Source organism: Micromonospora sp. NPDC053740 (genome assembly GCF_040677775.1).
Lineage (GTDB): Bacteria > Actinomycetota > Actinomycetes > Mycobacteriales > Micromonosporaceae > Micromonospora > Micromonospora alfalfae.
In genome coordinates this window covers 21,808-41,150 of the sequence record NZ_JBFASO010000007.1, presented here as the reverse complement: position 1 = coordinate 41,150, position 19,343 = coordinate 21,808, and the positions used below count along the sequence as shown (strand labels likewise).

Sequence of the window (19,343 nt, the reverse complement as noted above, 5' to 3'; positions counted from 1 at the left end):
CCCACCGGCCCACCTGCGCGATCTTGCACTTTGTGTCGACGTTCGGTGAAGAGTGCACGTTTTGTCGCAGCAGAAAGCGCAAGATCGCGGGGACTGGAGGTGGGTGCGGCAACGGGCTAGCGTCGGCGCTGTGGTCGATCTGCTGGTTCTTGGCGGGCTTGGGGTGGACGTACGGGTTCGGGTGCCCGCGCTGCCCCTCCCAGCTGCCGACTCCCACACCGTCGAGCCGATCGAGTTGCGGATCGGCAACACCGGCGCCGGTGTGGCGTTGGCCGCCCGGGCGCTCGGCCTGCACGTACTGGTGGTCGACACCCTCGGTGCGGATCCGGCCGGTGAGCTGGTCCGGGCGGCGTTGACCCGGGCCGAGGTGCCGGCGCTGCTGGCCGAACACCGGGGCGGCACCCGCCGGTCGGTGAACCTGGTGGACCCGGGCGGGCGGCGCACGTCGCTGTACGACCCGCGCCCATGGCAGGGTGATCCACCGTTTCCCGCCACCGAGTTGACCGCACTGGTCCGCGACGCCCGGCACGTCCACCTGTCGATCATGGATTGGACGGTGCCGTTGCTGCCCGCCGTGCGGGCTGCCGTTCCGACGGGCGTGGCGCTCTCCACCGACCTGCACGACTGGGACGGCGAGAACACCTACCATCAGCCGTTCGCGGAGGTCGCCGACCTGGTTCTGCTGAGCGGGGTGCGGTTGGGCGACCGCGCCGCGTCGCTCGCCGGCACGTTGGCGCCCCGGACGGTGGTGGTGACCCGTGGCGCGGACGGCGCCGACCTGTACCCGGGCGACGGCACTGCGGTATCCGTGCCGCCCGCCGTCGCGGGAAAGCCGGTGGAGGACAGCAACGGGGCGGGCGACGCCTTCGCGGCCGGCCTGATCGCCGCCCGGCTGCGCGGTGAGCCACTGGCACGTGCCGCCCGGTACGCGGCGCGGGTTGCCGCTGCGGCCTGTACGCATGACGGGATGGAGTACCCACCGGGCCTGTTGCCCACCGGTTGACGGCCGACGGAGTGCGGCGACCCCTGGCTCAGAGCGCGCCGGCCTCGCCGTCGGTCAGCTCGCGCAGAATGTCGGCGTGGCCCGCGTGCCGGGCCGTCTCTTCGATCATGTGCGCCAGAATCCAGCGCAGCGACACCTCACCGAGCTGCGGATGCGGCACCACGTGGTCGAGGTCGATGCTCGCGGCGACCGCCCGGGAGCGGGCGCAGGCTCGCTCGTACGCCTCGGTGAGACCGGCGATGGTTTCCTGGTCGCTCAGCGTGAAGCTGGCGACCGCGTCCTCCTCGGAGGTCAGGTAGACGTCGCCGGGCTCGGGTGCCAACAGGGTCGGGAACCAGTTCCGCTCGACAAGGGTCAGGTGCTTGACCAGCCCAGCGAGTGTGGTCGCCGACGGCACCAGCCGGCGTCGGGCGTCGGCGTCGGAGAGACCGCGCAGTTTGCGCAGCAGCACGGCCCGGTGGAAGTCGAGGAACGACGTCAAGACGGCACGTTCGTCGCCGGTGCGGGCGAGCACCGGACCGAGCGTGGGATCGATCGTCTGCTCCATCCGCCGACAGTAGCCACGGGCCGGGTGCCCCGCTGCCCCGCTATCCGCTGCGGGCGGGCGCTGGGCCGGGCAGGATGGGCGCATGGCTTCATCCGTGCAGATCCTTCTCGTCGGCGGCACGGCGGACGGGCAGACCATCACCGTCGAACTGGACAGCAACGGCCGTCCGCCACTGACCCACCATCACCTTGGCTCCGGTGGGCTGGCCGACGCGCAGATCTACGAGTTGGAGACCGCCCGCGAGGAGGCCCGCGAGTGGCGCTACCGGTGGACCGGCCCGGCGGTGTGACCGCCCGCTCAGACCCGCGTGAGGGTCTGGCTGCGCAGGCTCTCCAACACGCCTCGGGTGACCTCCGAGGTGCCCCGCGCCTGATCGCACACCTCCGCCACCCGTCGTGCGGTGGCCTCGGCGCGTTGCTCCCGCTCGTCCCAGAGTCGGTCGACCTCGGCCAGCAGCGGCCCCTCGACCTCCCGCTCCACCCCGCGTAGCGCCGGCACGCCGAGTCGTTGGGCCAGGTCGAAGACCTTGCCGGCGTACGGCAGGGGCAGGAACGGCGTACCGACCATCGCCGCGAAGATCAGGAAGTGCAGGCGCATGCCGACGGCCAGGTCGAAGTGGCGCATCAGCCCCAGCACCTGCTGCGGAGAGTAGGTGCCGTGCAGGATCCGACCTCGCTCGGCGGCGACCATGTGCGACAGCACCCCGTGGGAGTGCCTGATGTCGTCGCGCTCCATCGGCACGAACAGCACGTACGCGTCGATCCGGTGCACCAGGAAGTCACCGATCTGGGCCAGCAGCCGGTGGTAGCCGTCCACGTCGAGGCGTTCGGCGGCCCGGCCCGGCTCCCGCACGCTGATCCCGACGAGGCGCTTGCCGACCGGCACACCCTCCTCCGCCAACAGGTGGGCCGGGAACTCCTCCGGTTGCAGGAGGAACGCCGGGTCCGCGGTGACCGTGATCGGGTTGAGCAGGCCGGCCTCCTCCAGCACCATCCGGGACTCCTGGTCCCGGACTGTCACCTGGGTCGCGCTGGAGAGCGTCTCCCGGACCATGCCGGTGTCCACCGCGTCGCTGAGCGGCCCGACCCCCACCGCGTACGTGATCAGCGGCAGGCCGCGTTCCTGGGCCACCCGGACCACCCGCAGGTAACGGCGGGCCTCCCGGTCGTACAGGATGCCGCCGCCGCCCAGGATGAGCAGGTCCAGCTGGGCCAGGACCAGTGCCGAGTCGGTACGGCTCACGCCCTCCCAGGGCACCGCTTCGACATCCGGGTGGGCGGCCCGGGTGTGTTCCGGGTTCCGGGAGAAGACGATGATCCGGGCGTTCGGTTCCTGCGTACGCAGATCGGTGAGCAGGCCGGTGAGGATCGCCTCGTCGCCGAGGTTTCGCCCACCGTACGAGCCCAGCACACCGATGGTCAGTCCGGCGCCGTGCGTCATCCGTCGCTCCTCCCCAGGTGCGGTCCGCGCCGGTTTCCCGCTGGGCCTGTGAACAGTCCTGCCGAGGGGACCCGTCCCGGGCCGCCGCCGGCTCAGCTCCCCGGGGTGAGGCGCTTCGCCATCTGCTGCGAGGTGACCTCGAAGCCCAGACTGCGGTAGAGGCCGATCGCCACGGTGTTCGTACCGAAGACGTTCAGTCCCAGCTCGGGCACACCGCGTTGGGCGAGTTCGGCCTCGATGAGCTGGATCATCCGCCGCGCGTACCCGCGTCCCCGGTGCTCCTCGTGCACGTCGATGTTGTGGATCCAGGCCTGGTTGGGGGCGGCGGCCGTCGGCAGGGTCACCCAGATCCAGCCGACCTCGGCGTCGTCGACCCGGCCCACCCGCAGCAGCGCACCCTCGGTGGCCACGCCGGCCGGCAGCGACTCCCGGATCTGGTCGACCGACCGTTCCACGGCCGCCTGCGGGGTCATCCCCCGGTGCGCCACCAGGTCGTCGGCGTACCCCTGCACCAGTGGCCCCCGCAGGCGGTCCAGTTCCGGTGCCGTCATCGGCGTCAGCGTCAGCTCCACAGCGTCTCCCCGTTCGTCGTCGCCCGCGGGTAGTGCAGCAGAGCCGGTCCGGAGACGCCAACTGTTTCCCCGCCCGGGGCGGACGGGACGGCCGGGGGGTGCGCGGGCGGGCGACGATGGCAACGTGCGGATCGCCCACGTCAGCGACAGTCACCTCACCAACCCGGAGGGGGTGGCCACCTCGGTCGGCACCACGGTGACGCTCCTGCGCGCCGCCGGGCACCGGGTGGTGCTGCACTGCCCCGGCCCACTGTCCCGGTGTCGCCGCCGGCCGGGCGAGGTGCCCTCACTGTCGGTGCCGACCCGGCCGTACCGGTTGGCGCTGCCCCGGCCGCCCAGCGCGCCCGCCGACGTGGTGCACGTGCACACCACCGGCCCGCTCGGCGTCGCCGGCCTGCGGTGGGCCGCCACCCGGGGCGTACCGACAGTGCTCACCTGGCACACCGACCTCGTCGCGTACGCCGCGCACTACCCGGAGATCCCGATCGGGGCCGCATACGCCGGCCTGCGGCTGGGCCTGCGCTGGCGGGCGGGCGACCTGTGGGCGCTCGCCCACCCCGGACCGGGTCGACAGGCCCGACTGTTGGCGCTCGGGCGAACCCTCCTGGCCCACACCACTGTCCTGATCGCCCCTTCGACGAAAACCGCGGCGATGATGGCGACGATGGCAGGGCGTACCCCGATCGTGGTCCTGCCGACCCCGGCCGCCGCACCGCACGCCGACGCCGACGACCGGCGGCGGCTGCGGGCTCGGCTCGGCATCCCAGCGGACGCGCCGGTGCTGCTCGCTGTGGGACGGGCCACCCCGGAGAAGAGCCCCGAGCTGCTGCTGGCCGCGTTCGCCCAGGTCCGCCGCGAGTTGCCGGCCGCCCGGCTGGTGCTGCTCGGGGCCCGGCGGCACCGGCTCGCGGTCCGCCGGATGGCCCGCCGGTACGGCGTCACCGGCGCGCTGCACCTGCTCCGTCCGGTGCCACGCCACCGGGTCGGCGCCCACTACCGGGCAGCGGACGTGCTCGCGTTCACCTCCACCACCGACACGCAGGGCCTGGTGCTCGCCGAGGCCGAGGCGTACGGACTGCCGGTGGCCATGGTGGACACTCTGCTCGCCGAACGGCCCGGCACCGGCACCACCCGACCGGTCGCCGAGCCCAGCCCGGCGGCGTTCGGGGCGTTGCTCACCCGGCTGCTGACCGAACGGGAGTTGCGCACGGCCGTGATCCGGGACGGCCGGGCGGCGGCGACTGACTGGTCCGCGGAGCGCTACCTGACCGAGCTGGTCACGCTGTACGCGTCGCTGCCACCGGTCGGCCCGGCGGGAGGCGCTGCCATCCCCGGGGCGCGCCGGGGTGACGCCGGCGCCAGGTCGGAGTGACAAGTCGACCCGGTGCCGGGAACCGGACGCGGCTGCTCGTCGTGGCGTTCATCGATGCGACGGTGGTAGCGTCCGCCGGTGGCCGACCGGGTCCTGCGGGTGAGCACCGCGCTGGTGCTCGCCGTCGGGCTGGCACTCGCCGGAGTCGCCGCCCGCGAGGAGCCCGTCGAGCTGCTGTTCTATTTCACAGTTCAGGTCGACCTTGCCTATCTTGTGGTGTTGCTGGCCGGGTGCGGTGACCGGCTGCGCACCGCGCTCACCGTCTACCTCGTCGGCACGGCGGTGGTCTTCGTCCTCGTCCTGGCCAACCCGTGGAGCGGCTACGCCATGGTGGCGACCCCCGAGGCCCGAGGGCTGGTCTCCGACGCCGGCAACCTGTTGCTGCACGCAGTGGTGCCGCCGCTGGCCGCCGCGCAGTGGTACAACCGCCGGCCTCGGGTCGCGCTGCGTCCGGCGTGCGCGGTCAGCCTGCTCGGCTACCCGCTGCTGTGGCTGACGGTGATCCTGGTCCGGGGCGCCGTCGGCCGGGCCGAGGGCCGCTACCTCTACCCGTTCCTCGACGTACCCCGCTTCGGGTACCCCACCGTCGCCCTCAACGCGGTGCTCTTCGGCGTCACGTTGCTGCTGCTCGCTCTGACCGCCGTCCACCTGACCCAGCGGCGCACTGGTTGACAGCGGTCAGGGTGCCGACGGCGTCGACTCCAGTTGGTGCGCCAGTTGGGCCAGGTCATGCAGACGAAGGTCGCCGTCGAGCCCCTTCAGCGCGGCGGTCATCGCCCCCGCCGCGCGACCGGCCCGCAGGCCGACCTCGGCGTCCTCGACGACCAGGCACCGCGTCACGGGTACGCCCAGCAGCGCCGCGCCCCGCAGATAGCCCTCCGGGTCCGGCTTGCCGACGCTGACGTCCTCCACTGTGACGAGCACCGGCGCCTTGATGCCGGCGGCACCGAGCCGGGCCTCGGCGAGCCGCGCGTCGGCGCTGGTCACCACCGCCCAGGGCAGCCCCAGCTCGGCCAGCGTGTTCAGCAGGTCGTGTGCCCCTGGGGTGGCTGTCACGTCGGACAGGTCGTCGTACTGCAACGCCAACTGCCGGGCCGCGGCGGTGCCGACCGCTCTGTCGTCGAGCGCGGGCAGCAGCCGGCGGATGGTCCGGTCGGCGGGGCTGCCGTGCGCGATCGCCAGCGCCGCAGCAGGGTCGACGCCGTACTCGGCGGCCCACCGCTCCCAGGCCCGCTCCACCGCGGCGTCGGAGTCGACCAGGGTGCCGTCCATGTCGAACAGCACCGCGCCAATGCCCGCCAGGTCCACGACCACACTCCCCGAATCGAGGGTAAGGCGGCCATGGCAAGATCCGCGCAACTTCGGTGATCCCGCTGTCTGCCGGGCCGATGAGCGCTGCCTGCCGGGCCGATGAGGCAGCAGGAGCCGTGCGGTTGCGCGGATCATGGGTGACCGCCGGGACGGTGGTCCACGTGGACGGCGGCTTCGCAGGCGGCTACGCGGTATTGAAGGGTGGGCGCGGCAGGTTTCGAACCTGCGACCCCTCGCTTGTAAGGCGAGTGCTCTCCCACTGAGCTACGCGCCCGGATCGCCCGTGTGGCGGGCCGGTGGCTGGCAAGCTTACCTGCCCGCCACCGACCCGGGCGCACGGCGTACCCCGGTCAGTTTGTCGCTTCGGCGATGGCCTTGCGCCAGCCCTGCTGGTCGCGGGCCTCGCCCGGGCCGTTCATCTCGGCGAAGCGGACCACTCCGGTTTTGTCGATGACGAAGGTGCCCCGGTTGGCGAAGCCGGCCACCTCGTTGAAGACCCCGTACGCCTGGGCGACTGCGCCGTGCGGCCAGAAGTCGGCGAGCATCGGGAACTGGTAGCCCTCACGGTCGGCCCAGATCTTGTGGCTGTAGGCCGAGTCGACGCTGACGGTCAGCACCTGGACGTCGTCGTTCACGTACTCGCCGAGGTTGTCGCGCACCTCGCCCAACTCGCCCTGGCAGGTGCCGGTGAAGGCGAGCGGGTAGAAGACCAGCAGCACGGTGCGTCTGCCCCGGAAGTCCGAGAGACGGACCTCCTGGTTGTTCTGGTCCTTGAGCACGAAGTCGGGTGCTTCGGCACCAACCTCGATGAGCATACGAACTCTCCTCGCGTCGAGTCGGGTGACGGCGTCAGCCTGCTACCCGGCGGTGGGCGGACCGTCGGGCGAGCGGAGCGGCGCTGGCTACTTCTTGGCCTTGGCCCCTCGGCGCAGCACCAGACGTGCGCCGCTCCAGTCCCGGCCGGCGTTGACCGTCGAGGTCTGCTGAAGGCCGGCGGTGGGCGCGGACTCCGCGACCTCGCTCGGCTCGACGTGCCCCTCGCGCCCCGCCTTCGGGGTGAGCAGCCACACGACGCCGTTGTCGGCCAGCGGGCCGAGGGCATCGACGAGCAGCTCGAAAAGGTCACCGTCGCCGTCCCGGTACCAGACCAGCACCGCGTCGACCACCTCGTCGGTGTCCTCGTCGACCAGATCTCCACAGCGGTCGGTCAGGGCGTCTCGGAGATCCTGGTCGACGTCGTCGTCGTACCCCATCTCCATGACGACCATCCCCGGTTCGATCCCGAACCGGTCCGCCAGGCTGCGTACCCCGTCGGCGGCCTGACCAGCGGTCGCGCTCACTGTCGCGTGCCTCCTCATCTCGTCCCTGCTCGCGGCGTCGGTGCGACGCCGTCAGGCAAAGTCCACACAGTTGTTGGTCTGCGCGCAAGTGGCGCACCGGGTGGAACGGAATTTACCGTGCCAGCAGCGTACGGGCACCGTCGGTAATGGCTTCCGCGGAGACCAGTACGTGACGTGCTGCCGGACCTAATGGTACAAACGAGTCAACTGCCGCCACTCGACGCGCGGCACCGACATATCCGGCGTCGACAAGCGCGGCGATCACGCCCTCGCCGACCCCGCCCGAGCGGCGCGTCTCGTCCACCACCAACACCCGGCCGGTCGCCGAGGACTCCCTGATGATGTCCGCCACCGGCAGCGGAGCCAGCCAACGCAGATCCACCACGCGGGTGCCCACCCCCTCCTCGGCGAGGACGGCAGCGGCCCGCAGCGACATCCGCACCCCGTTACCGAAGGTGATGATGGTGAGGTCGTCCGCCGAGCCGACCCGGTAGACCCGGGCCCGCCCGATCGGCACGTGCCCGGCCACCCACCCACCCGGCTCCGGATAGCCGGCCAGCCACTCCCCGTCACCATCCGTGTACAGGTCGCGGGTGTGGTAGAGCGCTATCGGTTCCAGGAACACGCAGACGCTGCCGTCCACCGCCGCGCTCGCCAGACAGGTCCGCAGCATGGGCGCGGCATCGTCCGGCCGCGCCGGCACCGCGACCACCAGACCGGGCACATCACGGAGTACGGCCACCGAGTTGTCGTTGTGGAAGTGCCCGCCAAACCCCTCCTGGTACGCCAGGCCCGCCACCCGCACCACCATCGGGTTGCGGAACGCCCCCTGCGAGAAGAACCGCATGGTGGCCGCCTCACCGCGCAACTGGTCCTCGGCGTTGTGCAGGTACGCCAGGTACTGGATCTCCGGCACCGGCAGCATCCCGGCCAGCCCGGCACCGAGACCCAGGCCGAGCACCGACGTCTCGTCGAGCAGGGTGTCGAAGACCCGGGCCGCCCCGAACCGGTCGCGCAGCCCCTTCGTCACCCCGTACACGCCGCCCTTGGCGGCCACGTCCTCACCGAAGAGCGCCATCTGCGGGTGGTCGAGCATCCCGTCGGCGAGTGCCGCGTTGATGCTCTGCGCCAGGGTCATCGGCCCGGCCAGCTCCGGCGGCTTGCCGCCGAACGCCTCCGCTCGGGCGCCCGCGCCCGGCCCGCTGGCCCGCGCCGCGGCGTCGGCCACCGCCCGCGCCACCCGCACCGGACGACGTGGGGCCAGCGCCGACACCACGTCGGCCGCGGACGCCAGCTTCGGCTCGCCCAGCACCTCCTCGGCCAGCCGGCGTACCTGCCAGCCGGTCTCGTCGTACCGGGCCAGCAGCTCCTCGCCGGTCGCCACACCCGCGTCGACCAGCAGCCGCGCGGTGGCGGCCACCGGGTCCCGGTCCAGGTCCTCCACCAGCTCGGCCGGGCTCCGGTACGCCGACTCCGCGTCCGCCCCGGCGTGCCCCATCAGCCGCACGGTGCGCAGGTGCAGCACAGCCGGCCGCCGGGTACGGCGTACCCAGGCCGCGGCCTCCGCCGCCACCTCGTACGTCCGCACCGGGTCGGCCCCGTCCACGCTGAAGTAGCGGATGCCCGGCTTGGCCCGCAGGGTCGCCTCGACCCAGCCCTCCGGTGAGCGGACGCTGATGCCCAGCCCGTTGTCCTCACAGACGAAGAGCACCGGGATCCGCAGCCCGGCGTGGTCGTACCACCCGGCGGTGTTGAAGGCGGCGGTGGCGCTGGCGTGGTTGACGGAGGCGTCGCCGAAGGAGCAGACCACTATGGCGTCCGGTGGCCAGGGGGCGTGCGTGGCGCCCGCGCCGCTGCCCACCCGCACGCCGGCCCCGGTACGCCGACCGGCGCTGTCCAGCCGGCGCAGCCGCTCCACAGCCAGTCCCATTCCGACCGCGCGGGGCAGGTGCGAGGCGATGGTCGAGGTGGTCGGCACGATGGCCAGGTCAGCCCGGCCGAACACCTTGTGCCGGCCCCCGGCGATCGGCTCAAGGCTTGACGCGACCATCCCGCGCAGCACGTCCCGGGCCGCGTCGACGTACGCCCCGAACCCGTTGCCGACCCCGACCGCCGGTGTCGATGCGCCGTCGACGGCAGGCTCCGATTCGGACAGATCGGCGTTCGGCTCGGGGCCACGTGTCGATGCGCCGTCGACTGTCGACCCACGTTCGGACCGCTCGGCGGCAACGGTCCGCGCTCGGTCGGCGTCCTGGTCAGGGTCGGCGGACCGGGGCGGGTCAACGGACGACTCGGAGTCGGCGGACCGGGGCGGGTCAACGGACGACTCGGAGTCGGCGGTCCGGGGCGGGTCAACGGACGACTCGGAGTCGGTGGCCAGCGTCGGGTCGGCGGCGACCTGGGCGGCGCGGAGGCAGTAGAAGGCGCCCGAGCGGTAGTGCAGCAGCGCCGGATCGGTGGGACGCAGCGCGGCGGCGACCGCGGCGTTGCCCTCGTGCCCGGCCGAACCGATGGTGTAGAAACCCTCCCCGAAGCTGCGCAACCAGCGGCCGGCCAGGTCGAGCTGCCGGCTGGTCACCTGCGCGTCGAACAGGTCCAGCACCTGTGCGCCGGTCAGCGGGGCGTCATCGGTGACCGGGTCGGCGGGGTCACGCCGCCGCTCGGCGGCAGGCAGCGCCGCCAGCGTCTCCCGGAACCGGTCGTCGAGATCTTGCGGGGTGGTCACGTCGGACAGCATTACCGACGGAAGCCCTGCTCGCCCAGTGGGACACGGCCGGCAGGGGTGCGCTCACTCCGGCCCGAAGGATTCCGGGCAGCCGCCGTCGGACACCTTCCAGACCAGGTCACGAAGGGTGCTCAGCTCCTCGTCGCTCAGCCCGGACAGGAGTCGGGAGTCGGACATCACCCCGATCACCCGGGCTCGCACGACGCGACCCTCCTCGGTCACCAGCAGCGTCTTCTGCCGCCGATCCCTCGGGTCGGTGCGGCGCTCGACCAACCCGGCCTGCTCCAGCTTGTCGACCAACACCGTCACGTTCGACCGGTCACAACCCAACTGACCGGCGAGATCCCGGGCCGGCAACGGGTGGTCCGGGTCCAACTCCCGCAGCGCCCGGGCCGCCGCCGGGGTGAGCCCCAAGTCGGCGAACGCGGAGCCCTGCCGGTGTCGCAGCGCGGCGGTGACGTGTGCCATCCGTCGCACCACATCGGCAGCGAGACCGGCCCGATCCGCCGGCCCGCCCACAGCGGAACCCACCTGCCGCGTCACGACCACATCGTACGCCGCACACCCGTCGCGGCAGCTCAGCGATCAGGTCCGGGGCGGGCCTGGCCGCCGGAGCTGCGCAGTTCCAACACACGACCGGACTGGCAACACCGGCCCGTCCCGACCTACGGGCGCCAAGCCCAGGTCCACGCCCCGCCGCCGGCCGCCACGGCTCTGCCATTGCCGTGTCCGGGAGGCGTCAGGCAGGCTGTCGGTGCCCACGTCGCCCTGCGCCGCCGGGCGATCGTCGTGACCCCGATGCCTCGCGACCGGCGAGAGTCGGCGGCGAGCACGAGGAGGTGCTGTGGCAGACAAAGCCTCTTTCGTCTCGGCGATCGCGGCGGCGCTCGCCGCGGTGCTGGCCGCGCTGAACATCTACTACTCAGGGCAGCGCGAGCGGGAACGCTGGGCGAGAGACGTGCTGGTCGACGTGCTCGTGACCTTCCTGGATTCGAGCTTCGACTCGTCCCGGGCGGTCCGGGACCACCTCGAAGGAACGGCGGCAGATGACGCCCCGGACTGGGTGGCACGGGTCGAGACCGCGCACCGGCAGAAGATGGCCGCTCTCACGAAGATCCGCCTCCTCGCGCCCGGGCGGGCCGTGGACGCTGCCGTCGGCCTACACGAAGCCGACTACCGCTTCGCCCGACTCGGGTCGGCGCACCCGATCCCGACCGCTGCCGAGATCAGCCTGGTTCACGAGGAGGTTTGGGCCGCGCGTCGGCAGTTCATCGCCGCCAGTCAACGAGCGGTCCGCCTGCGCTACCGGGACGCACCGACCCGCAGCCTGACCGGCATGCGGAGCCAGGGTCTGTTCCGCAGGCGGTAATCCGATCCGCCCGGCGTTCGACGTCCGACGAGGTCGACGCCCGACGTCCGCCGTCCGACGTTCGACGAGGTCGACGCCCGACGTTCGACGAGGTCGACTCTCAAGATCGCGCAACATCCTGGTTGTAGTGGCATCCGGCGAACCGCAGACCACTAAATCCAGGATCGAGCACGATCTTGGCTTGGCTTGGCTTGGCTTGGCTTGGCGGCGCGGGACGCGGGCGGCGCGGGACGCGGGACGCGGGCGGCGCGGGACGCGGGCGGCGCGGAGTTCGGGGCGGGCGTGGGAGGTGCGGGCGAGGTCAGGCGGGGAGGAAGGAGAAGCGGACCTGGCGGGTCGGGTTGTCGCCGTTGGTGTCGACGAGGCAGATCGACTGCCAGGTGCCGAGCGCCAGTCGACCGCCGAGCACCGGCAGCGTGGCGTACGGCGGGATGAACGCCGGCAGCACGTGGTCGCGGCCGTGGCCGGGCGAGCCGTGTCGGTGCCGCCAGCGGTCCTCGGTGGGGAGCAGGTCGTTCACGGCGCTGAGCAGGTCGTCGTCGGACCCCGACCCGGTCTCGATGATCGCCAGGCCGGCGGTGGCGTGCGGCACGAAGACGTGCAGCAGGCCGTCGCCCTCGCCCGAGACGAACTGCTGGGCCTCCGCGGTGATGTCCCGGACGGTCGGCCGGGACCCGGTCTGGACGGTGATCACGTCGCTGCGCATACGTCGCATTCTGCCGCAGGGTGGGGTCAGGAGCTGCCGCCACCGCCACCGGAGTCGCCGCCACCGGACCAGCCGCCGCCGGAGTCACCGCCGGACCAGCCGCCGCCGGAGTCACCGCTGGACCAGCCCCAGCCGGACCAGCCTCCCCCGGAGTCGCCGCTGCCGCCGGCCGGCTCCGTACCGTCGGAGCGGTCGTGGTCGCCGTCGCGCTGGTGGCCGACGTGCCCGCTCCCGGCGTCCCCGGCGGGCACCGGGTAGAAGCCGTACCCGGCGGCGTCCGAGTCCGGACGGCGGCGGCGGCGGCGGCCATCGTGGCCGTTCAGACGGGCTGCGCGGATCGCGTCGCGCAGCAGGCCCGCGCCGAGCACGGCCACCAGGGCGCCCAGGGCCACCAATCCGACCATCGGCAGGTTGCCGGAGGCGAGGCCGACAGCGCCAATGACCAGGCCAACCACCCCGACAACGATCATGCTCGCGGCGACCGCGACACGGCGTCCGTTCATGGCGGTAACGGTAGGAGTAGCGGTCAAACCGGTCGGGTTTCACCGGGTCGTCGCGCTAAGTTACTGGCGAGTACCTGTGTTCAGCATCGCGTCGGGGGGACCTAGACGTGACGACGGGTGCCACCAGGGGGCAGGATGGCGCTAGAGACCTATCCCACACACAACCGAGGGAACGCCTGTGGCTACGGAACGCAAGCGCCCGGTGATCAGCGACGGCCTACCGAGCCAGCTTCCGGACATCGACCCTGAAGAGACCAGCGAATGGGTCGAGTCGCTTGACGGTGTCATCGACGAACGCGGGGCCAAACGCGCCCGCTACGTCATGCTGCGCCTCCTGGAGCGCGCCCGTGAGCGCCAGGTCGGGGTTCCGCCCCTGACCACCACCGATTACATCAACACCATCCCGTCGGAGCGCGAGCCCTGGTTCCCGGGTGACGAGCACGTCGAGCGGAGGATCCGGGCGTACGTCCGGTGGAACGCCGCCATGCTGGTGCACCGGGCTCAGCGCCCGGAGATCGGCGTCGGCGGGCACATCTCCACCTTCGCCAGCTCGGCGTCGCTCTACGAGGTGGGCTTCAACCACTTCTTCCGGGGCAAGAACCACCCGGGCGGTGGCGACCAGATCTACTACCAGGGCCATGCCTCCCCCGGCATGTACGCGCGGGCGTTCCTGGAGGGGCGGCTCAGCGAGCACCAGCTCGACGGGTTCCGCCAGGAGCTGTCGCACCCCGGTGGTGGGCTGCCTTCGTACCCGCACCCTCGGCTGATGCCGGACTTCTGGGAGTTCCCCACCGTCTCGATGGGTCTCGGCGGTCTGAACGCGATCTACCAGGCCCGGTTCAACAGGTACCTGCAGCACCGCGGCATCAAGGACACCTCCCAGCAGCACGTCTGGGCGTTCCTCGGCGACGGCGAGATGGACGAGCCGGAGACGCTGGGCGCCATCGGCGTTGCCGCCCGCGAGGAGCTGGACAACCTCACCTTCGTGATCAACTGCAACCTGCAGCGGCTGGACGGCCCGGTGCGGGGCAACGGCAAGGTCATGCAGGAGCTGGAGGCGTTCTTCCGGGGTGCCGGCTGGAACGTGATCAAGGTTGTCTGGGGCCGTGAGTGGGACCCGCTGCTCGCCGCGGACACCGACGGCGCGTTGGTCAACCTGATGAACACCACCACCGACGGCGACTACCAGACCTACAAGGCGGAGTCGGGCGCGTACGTGCGGGAGCACTTCTTCGGCCGCGACGCCCGGACCCGCAAGATGGTCGAGCCGCTCAGCGACGACGAGATCTGGAACCTCAAGCGGGGTGGGCACGACTACCGCAAGCTCTACGCGGCCTACAAGGCGGCCACCGAGCACACCGGTCAGCCCACTGTCATCCTGGCGAAGACGATCAAGGGCTGGACGCTCGGCTCGCACTTCGAGGGCCGCAACGCTACCCACCAGATGAAGAAGCTGACGCTGGAGGATCTGAAGACCTTCCGCGACCGGCTCTACCTGGACATCCCGGACTCGGCGCTGGAGGACAACCCCTACCTGCCGCCGTACTTCCACCCGGGCGAGAAGTCCGACGAGATGGCGTACCTCAAGGAGCGGCGCGAGCAGCTCGGCGGGTACCTGCCGTCCCGGCGGACCAGCACGAAGCGGCTGGCCATCCCCGGCCCGGAGCGGTTCGCCGACATCAAGCGCGGCTCGGGCAAGCAGAAGGTGGCCACCACGCAGGCCTTCGTCCGTCTGCTCAAGGACGTGATGAAGGACAAGGAGTTCGGCAAGCGTTGGGTGCCGATCATCCCGGACGAGGCCCGCACCTTCGGTCTCGACTCGATCTTCCCGACCGCGAAGATCTACTCGCCGCACGGCCAGCGCTACACCTCGGTCGACCGCGAGCTGTTCCTGTCGTACAAGGAGTCGACGACCGGGCAGATCCTGCACGAGGGGATCAACGAGGCCGGTTCGGTGGCCTCGTTCACGGCGGCCGGCTCGGCGTACGCCACGCACGACGAGCCGATGATCCCGATGTACATCTTCTACTCGATGTTCGGGTTCCAGCGGACCGCCGACGGGCTGTGGGCCGCGGCCGACCAGATGGCCCGGGGCTTCCTGCTCGGCGCCACAGCGGGTCGGACCACGCTCAACGGTGAGGGCCTTCAGCACGAGGACGGGCACTCGCTGCTGATCGCCGCCACCAACCCGGCGGTGGTCGCGTACGACCCGGCGTTCGCGTACGAGATCGCGCACATCCTGGAGCAGGGTCTGCACCGGATGTACGGGGACGCGCAGGAGAACGTCTTCTACTACCTGACCGTCTACAACGAGCCGACGCTGCAGCCGGCCGAGCCGGCCGACGTGGACGTGGAGGGCCTGCTCAAGGGCATCTACCGCTACTCGCCGGCGCCGCAGGTCGACGGCCCGAAGGCCAACCTGCTCGCCTCGGGCACCGGGATGCAGTGGGCGCTCAAGGCCCAGCAGCTCCTCGCCCAGGACTGGGGGGTGGGCGCCAACGTCTGGTCGGTGACCTCCTGGACCGAGCTGCGCCGCGACGCGGTGGAGACCGAGGAGTACAACCTGCTCAACCCGGGCGCCGAGGCGAAGGTTCCGTACATCCAGCAGAAGCTGGCCGAGGCGGACGGGCCGAAGATCGCGGTCAGCGACTTCATGCGTGCGGTACCGGACCTGATCGCCCGCTGGGTACCCGGCGACTACACGTCGCTCGGCACCGACGGTTTCGGCATGTCGGACACCCGGCACGCGCTGCGCCGGCACTTCCACGTCGACGCGGAGTCGATCGTGGTGGCCACGCTGCGGCAGCTCGCCCGCAGCGGCGCGGTGGCGGCGACGGTGCCGGCCGAGGCCGCCAAGAAGTACGCGATCGACGACGTCAACGCCGCTCCGGTCGGCGAGACCGGCGGCGACAGCTAGACAGAGCACGACCCCAGAAGGGCCCGGCGCTGACGCGCCGGGCCCTTCTGGCTGGTTCCCCACACCCGTACCGGGTCGATCAAGGAGTTGTGGTGGTGGACGAAGGGGGCACATCACCGCGCACCAGGCACCACAAGTCCATGATCGATGCCTACAAGGGACGGGAGCGGCGGTGGTCCGGGGGCCCTGGCGGGGATCCGGACCACCGCCGTCGCGGGTGACGCCGGGAGGATGGGCGCTCGTCAGCCGACGGCGGCCAGGTCGGTGAGCCGGGCCAGCGAGTCCTCCAGGTCGGCGCCGACCCGACGCAGTCCGAGGCGCAGCATGGCCGCTTTGACCGGGCCGGCCGGCCAGCGGACCACTATGAGGCGCACGACGGTCCCGCCCTCCTCCTCGTCCCCGGTGAGCTGGACGTAGATCTCGGTGCGCGCCTCCGCACGAGCACCGGCACCCTTTGCCCGTTCCCGCCAGCCGATCAGCGTCGGCTCCTGGTAGGCGATCACCTCGGCCTCATGCGCCGAGCCGCGCCCCGCCTGGACGAGTTGTCGCCGCCCGAAGCCCTCTCCCGAGAGCACTTCGGCCGCTCGGACCCCGGCCAGCCAGGCCGGCAACTGCTCGGCCCGCTGCACGACATCCCAGACCACTTCAATTGGCGCCGCCACGTGCGCACTGCGTTCCACGAGGATCATTTCCGTCTTTCCTCCGGTGAGGACATCCCACGATATCGGCACTCTATGCGCTAAATCGGACTTACCTGGACGGGTTCGGAAAAAGACACGCCGATCAACCATTGCGCATTGCGTCAGGCCGGCCTATGGCGCATTCATCGAGAGCGCCCTAAAGTCCCGAGCACGTTTCACGTTGACCGGGAGGGCGCATGTCAACCGCACCAATGCCCCAGTTCCCCACCGGCTTCCGCTGGGGCGTCTCCACATCGGCCCACCAGATCGAGGGCGCCACCACTGCCGACGGCCGCGCTCCGTCCATCTGGGACACCTTCGCGCGCTCCCCCGGGCGGATCAGCGACGGCAGCAGCGGCGAGGTGGCCTGCGACCACTACCGCCGACACTCCGAGGACGTGGCGCTGCTGGCCGGCCTCGGCGTCACCGCGTACCGGTTCTCCATCGCCTGGCCCCGGGTCCAGCCCACCGGCGCCGGCCCGGCCAACCCGGCCGGCCTGGACTTCTACGACCGCCTGGTGGACGAGTTGCTGGCCGCCGGCGTCGACCCGGTGGCCACCCTCTACCACTGGGACCTGCCGCAACCCCTCGAAGACGCCGGCGGCTGGATGCACCGCGACACCGCCGCCCGCTTCGCCGAGTACGCCGAGAAGACGGCCGCCCGCCTCGGCGACCGGGTCCGGCTCTGGATCACCCTCAACGAGCCGTTCATCCACATGAGCCTCGGCTACGGCATGGGTGTGCACGCCCCCGGACGGATGCTGCTGTTCGACGCCTTCCCCGTTGCCCACCACCAACTGCTCGGGCACGGGCTCGCGGTCGCCGCGCTGCGGACCCACACCGCCAGCCCGGTGGCGATCGCCAACAACTACTCGCCGGTGCGGGTGCTCGGCGACCACGAAGCCGACCGGGCCGCCGGGGCGGCGTACGAGGCGCTGCACAACCGGCTCTTCACCGACCCGCTGCTCGGCCGCGGCTACCCGGAGCTGCCCGGCTTCGACCCGAGCGTCATCCACCCCGGCGACCTCGACACGATCGCCGCGCCGATCGACGTGCTCGGCGTGAACTACTACAACCCCACCGGGGTACGGGCTGCCGAGGAGGGCTCTCCCCTGCCGTTCGACCTCGTGCCGCTGGACGGCTACCCGCGCACCGCCTTCGACTGGCCGGTGGACCCCGACGGGCTACGCGAGCTGCTCGGCTGGCTGCGCGACACCTACGGCGACGCGCTGCCGCCCATCGAGATCACCGAGAGCGGCTGCGCGTACGACGACGCCCCCGACACCGACGGGCAGGTGGACGACCCGGAGCGGATCGCGTACCTCGACGGGCACCTGCGGGCCGTCCGAGCCGCCATCGACGACGGGGTGGACGTCCGCGGGTACTTCGTCTGGTCGCTGCTGGACAACTGGGAGTGGGCCGAGGGGTTCACCAAGCGCTTCGGTCTGGTGCACGTCGACTACGCCACCCAGACCCGTACGCCGAAGTCGTCGTACACCTGGTTGCGGGACGTGATCGCGGCCAGCCGGCCGGGGTCGGCGCGGTGACCACCCTCGACCCGACGCCGTCGTCGCTGCCGGCGGCGCTCGCCGAGCCGACGGTGCCGGTGCGGCGCGGCTGGATCGGTCTGATCTTCGCGGCCAACCTCGGCGTGTGGATGGCGTTCTTCACGCCCATCCAGGTGCTGCTGCCGCAACAGATCGAGCAGATCGCGCCCGGCGACAAGGAGAACATGCTGGCCGTGGTCACCGGCCTCGGCGCGCTGGCCGCGGTGCTGGCCAACCCCCTGGCGGGCGCGTTCTCCGACCGGACCTGCCTGCGGATCGCCGGCCGCGAGTTCGGTCGTCGGCACGTCTGGACGGCGGGCGGGGCGGTGCTCGGCGCGGCGGCCCTGGTGCTGCTGGCCCAGCAACGGACCATCCTCGGCGTCGCCCTCGGCTGGGTCGCCGCGCAGGTCTGCTTCAACGCGATGCTGGCCAGCCTCACCGCCGCCATCCCGGACCGGGTCCCGGTGCGCCAGCGCGGCGGGGTCTCCGGGTGGGTGGGCATCCCGCAGGCGCTCGGGTTGGTGCTCGGCGCGGTGCTGGTCACCGCCGTGGTCACCGGCAACGCCGCCGGCTACCTGGCCATCGCCGTGGCCATTCTGCTGCTGTCGCTGCCGTTCGCGCTGCTCACCCCCGACGAACCGCTGCCGCGTACCCATCGGCCGGCGATCCGGACGCGGGCGCTGCTGGCCTCGATGTGGATCAGCCCTCGCCGGCACCCGGATTTCGCCTGGGCCTGGATCACCCGGTTCCTGGTCCAGTTGGGCAACGCCCTGGGCACCCTCTACCTGCTGTACTTCCTCAGCGACGGGGTGCGCCACCCCGACCCTGAGGGCGGCCTGCTGGTGCTGATCCTGCTCTACACGCTCGGGATGATGCTGACCGCTGTGGTCGCCGGCCGGATGTCCGACCGTTCCGGTCGTCGCAAGATCTACGTGATCGTCTCCGGGCTGATCATGGCGGTGGCGGCGCTGCTGCTCGCTGTCGCGCCGGTCTGGCCGATGGCGATCGTCGCGGCGCTGCTGCTCGGCGCGGGCTACGGCGTCTACCTGTCGGTGGACGCCGCGTTGATCACCCAGGTGCTGCCCCGGGCCACCGACCGGGCCAAGGACCTGGGCGTCATCAACATCGCCAACTCGGCGCCGCAGGTGCTCGGCCCGGCGCTCTCCGCCCCGCTCGTGGTGTACCTGGGTGGCTATCCCACGCTCTACGCGGTCACCGCCGTGGTCACCCTGCTCGGCAGCGCGCTGGTCGTCAAGATCCGCTCGGTCCCGTGAGCCAGGGGCTTTGACGCACGCCCTGGGGGGCCGTGGC

At 71.7% G+C, this 19,343-nt stretch carries 19 protein-coding genes and 1 tRNA gene; 8 read left to right on the top strand and 12 right to left on the bottom strand.

Annotated features, from left to right (window positions below):
- Window positions 1–130: 130 nt before the first annotated feature.
- Window positions 131–1,003, top strand: a complete 873-nt coding sequence (locus AB0K35_RS19300; protein WP_363886610.1) for a PfkB family carbohydrate kinase — start codon at window positions 131–133, stop codon at window positions 1,001–1,003.
- Between the two features lie 28 nt (window positions 1,004–1,031).
- Here AB0K35_RS19300 and AB0K35_RS19295 read toward each other — a convergent pair whose 3' ends face one another.
- Window positions 1,032–1,550 carry a DinB family protein gene (locus AB0K35_RS19295; RefSeq protein ID WP_238671474.1) on the bottom strand — a complete coding sequence of 173 codons (519 nt, stop codon included), beginning with the start codon at window positions 1,548–1,550 and terminating at the stop codon, window positions 1,032–1,034.
- 82 nt (window positions 1,551–1,632) lie between these two features.
- Here AB0K35_RS19295 and AB0K35_RS19290 point away from each other — a divergent pair, with 82 nt between their 5' ends.
- Entirely contained in the window at window positions 1,633–1,839 is a 207-nt protein-coding gene (locus AB0K35_RS19290; RefSeq protein ID WP_030488784.1) for a hypothetical protein, read from the top strand.
- 8 nt (window positions 1,840–1,847) lie between these two features.
- Here the strand turns inward: AB0K35_RS19290 and AB0K35_RS19285 are convergent, their stop codons facing one another.
- Both AB0K35_RS19285 and AB0K35_RS19280 read right to left on the bottom strand, forming a co-directional pair.
- Window positions 1,848–2,990 (bottom strand): polysaccharide pyruvyl transferase family protein, encoded by a 1,143-nt coding sequence (locus AB0K35_RS19285; protein WP_238671475.1) that lies wholly within the window; start codon window positions 2,988–2,990, stop codon window positions 1,848–1,850.
- A 92-nt stretch (window positions 2,991–3,082) separates the two neighbouring features.
- Window positions 3,083–3,562, bottom strand: a complete 480-nt coding sequence (locus AB0K35_RS19280) for a GNAT family N-acetyltransferase (protein WP_363886608.1) — start codon at window positions 3,560–3,562, stop codon at window positions 3,083–3,085.
- Between the two features lie 124 nt (window positions 3,563–3,686).
- Here AB0K35_RS19280 and AB0K35_RS19275 point away from each other — a divergent pair, with 124 nt between their 5' ends.
- Window positions 3,687–4,934, top strand: a complete 1,248-nt coding sequence (locus AB0K35_RS19275; RefSeq protein ID WP_363886606.1) for a glycosyltransferase — start codon at window positions 3,687–3,689, stop codon at window positions 4,932–4,934.
- 78 nt (window positions 4,935–5,012) lie between these two features.
- Window positions 5,013–5,606, top strand: coding sequence for a Pr6Pr family membrane protein (locus AB0K35_RS19270; protein ID WP_363886604.1), 594 nt, complete (start codon window positions 5,013–5,015; stop codon window positions 5,604–5,606).
- Window positions 5,607–5,612: 6 nt separating this feature from the next.
- Here AB0K35_RS19270 and AB0K35_RS19265 read toward each other — a convergent pair whose 3' ends face one another.
- The 6 genes from AB0K35_RS19265 to AB0K35_RS19240 form a co-directional block, all read right to left on the bottom strand.
- The gene (locus tag AB0K35_RS19265) at window positions 5,613–6,242 is read right to left on the bottom strand and encodes an HAD-IA family hydrolase (RefSeq protein ID WP_363886602.1); all 630 of its coding nucleotides are present in this window, start codon (window positions 6,240–6,242) and stop codon (window positions 5,613–5,615) included.
- A 205-nt stretch (window positions 6,243–6,447) separates the two neighbouring features.
- Window positions 6,448–6,519, bottom strand: a tRNA-Val gene (locus tag AB0K35_RS19260).
- A 76-nt stretch (window positions 6,520–6,595) separates the two neighbouring features.
- Entirely contained in the window at window positions 6,596–7,060 is a 465-nt protein-coding gene (locus AB0K35_RS19255; protein ID WP_238671480.1) for a peroxiredoxin, read from the bottom strand.
- 87 nt (window positions 7,061–7,147) lie between these two features.
- The gene (locus AB0K35_RS19250) at window positions 7,148–7,585 is read right to left on the bottom strand and encodes a DUF3052 domain-containing protein (RefSeq protein WP_030330240.1); all 438 of its coding nucleotides are present in this window, start codon (window positions 7,583–7,585) and stop codon (window positions 7,148–7,150) included.
- A 112-nt stretch (window positions 7,586–7,697) separates the two neighbouring features.
- On the bottom strand, window positions 7,698–10,322 hold the full coding sequence (locus AB0K35_RS19245; protein ID WP_363886600.1) for a thiamine pyrophosphate-dependent enzyme: 2,625 nt from the start codon (window positions 10,320–10,322) through the stop codon (window positions 7,698–7,700).
- 51 nt (window positions 10,323–10,373) lie between these two features.
- On the bottom strand, window positions 10,374–10,778 hold the full coding sequence (locus AB0K35_RS19240) for a MarR family transcriptional regulator (protein WP_363886929.1): 405 nt from the start codon (window positions 10,776–10,778) through the stop codon (window positions 10,374–10,376).
- A 376-nt stretch (window positions 10,779–11,154) separates the two neighbouring features.
- Here AB0K35_RS19240 and AB0K35_RS19235 point away from each other — a divergent pair, with 376 nt between their 5' ends.
- Window positions 11,155–11,679 (top strand): hypothetical protein, encoded by a 525-nt coding sequence (locus AB0K35_RS19235; RefSeq protein WP_357361893.1) that lies wholly within the window; start codon window positions 11,155–11,157, stop codon window positions 11,677–11,679.
- 301 nt (window positions 11,680–11,980) lie between these two features.
- Here the strand turns inward: AB0K35_RS19235 and AB0K35_RS19230 are convergent, their stop codons facing one another.
- Together AB0K35_RS19230 and AB0K35_RS19225 are read right to left on the bottom strand one after the other, a co-directional pair.
- Entirely contained in the window at window positions 11,981–12,385 is a 405-nt protein-coding gene (locus AB0K35_RS19230) for a YjbQ family protein (protein ID WP_238670059.1), read from the bottom strand.
- Window positions 12,386–12,411: 26 nt separating this feature from the next.
- Window positions 12,412–12,888 carry a hypothetical protein gene (locus tag AB0K35_RS19225; RefSeq protein ID WP_363886598.1) on the bottom strand — a complete coding sequence of 159 codons (477 nt, stop codon included), beginning with the start codon at window positions 12,886–12,888 and terminating at the stop codon, window positions 12,412–12,414.
- Window positions 12,889–13,066: 178 nt separating this feature from the next.
- Between AB0K35_RS19225 and aceE the strand changes: the two genes are divergently transcribed.
- Window positions 13,067–15,805: a pyruvate dehydrogenase (acetyl-transferring), homodimeric type gene (gene aceE, locus AB0K35_RS19220; RefSeq protein WP_308193520.1), complete on the top strand. Its 2,739-nt coding sequence runs from the start codon at window positions 13,067–13,069 to the stop codon at window positions 15,803–15,805.
- Between the two features lie 242 nt (window positions 15,806–16,047).
- Here aceE and AB0K35_RS19215 read toward each other — a convergent pair whose 3' ends face one another.
- On the bottom strand, window positions 16,048–16,494 hold the full coding sequence (locus tag AB0K35_RS19215) for an SRPBCC domain-containing protein (protein WP_238670061.1): 447 nt from the start codon (window positions 16,492–16,494) through the stop codon (window positions 16,048–16,050).
- Window positions 16,495–16,682: 188 nt separating this feature from the next.
- Between AB0K35_RS19215 and AB0K35_RS19210 the strand changes: the two genes are divergently transcribed.
- Together AB0K35_RS19210 and AB0K35_RS19205 are read left to right on the top strand one after the other, a co-directional pair.
- Window positions 16,683–18,032, top strand: coding sequence for a GH1 family beta-glucosidase (locus tag AB0K35_RS19210; RefSeq protein ID WP_363886596.1), 1,350 nt, complete (start codon window positions 16,683–16,685; stop codon window positions 18,030–18,032).
- Window positions 18,029–19,306, top strand: coding sequence for an MFS transporter (locus AB0K35_RS19205; RefSeq protein WP_238670063.1), 1,278 nt, complete (start codon window positions 18,029–18,031; stop codon window positions 19,304–19,306). Before AB0K35_RS19210 ends, AB0K35_RS19205 begins: the two co-directional genes overlap by 4 nt.
- Window positions 19,307–19,343 lie beyond the last annotated feature (37 nt).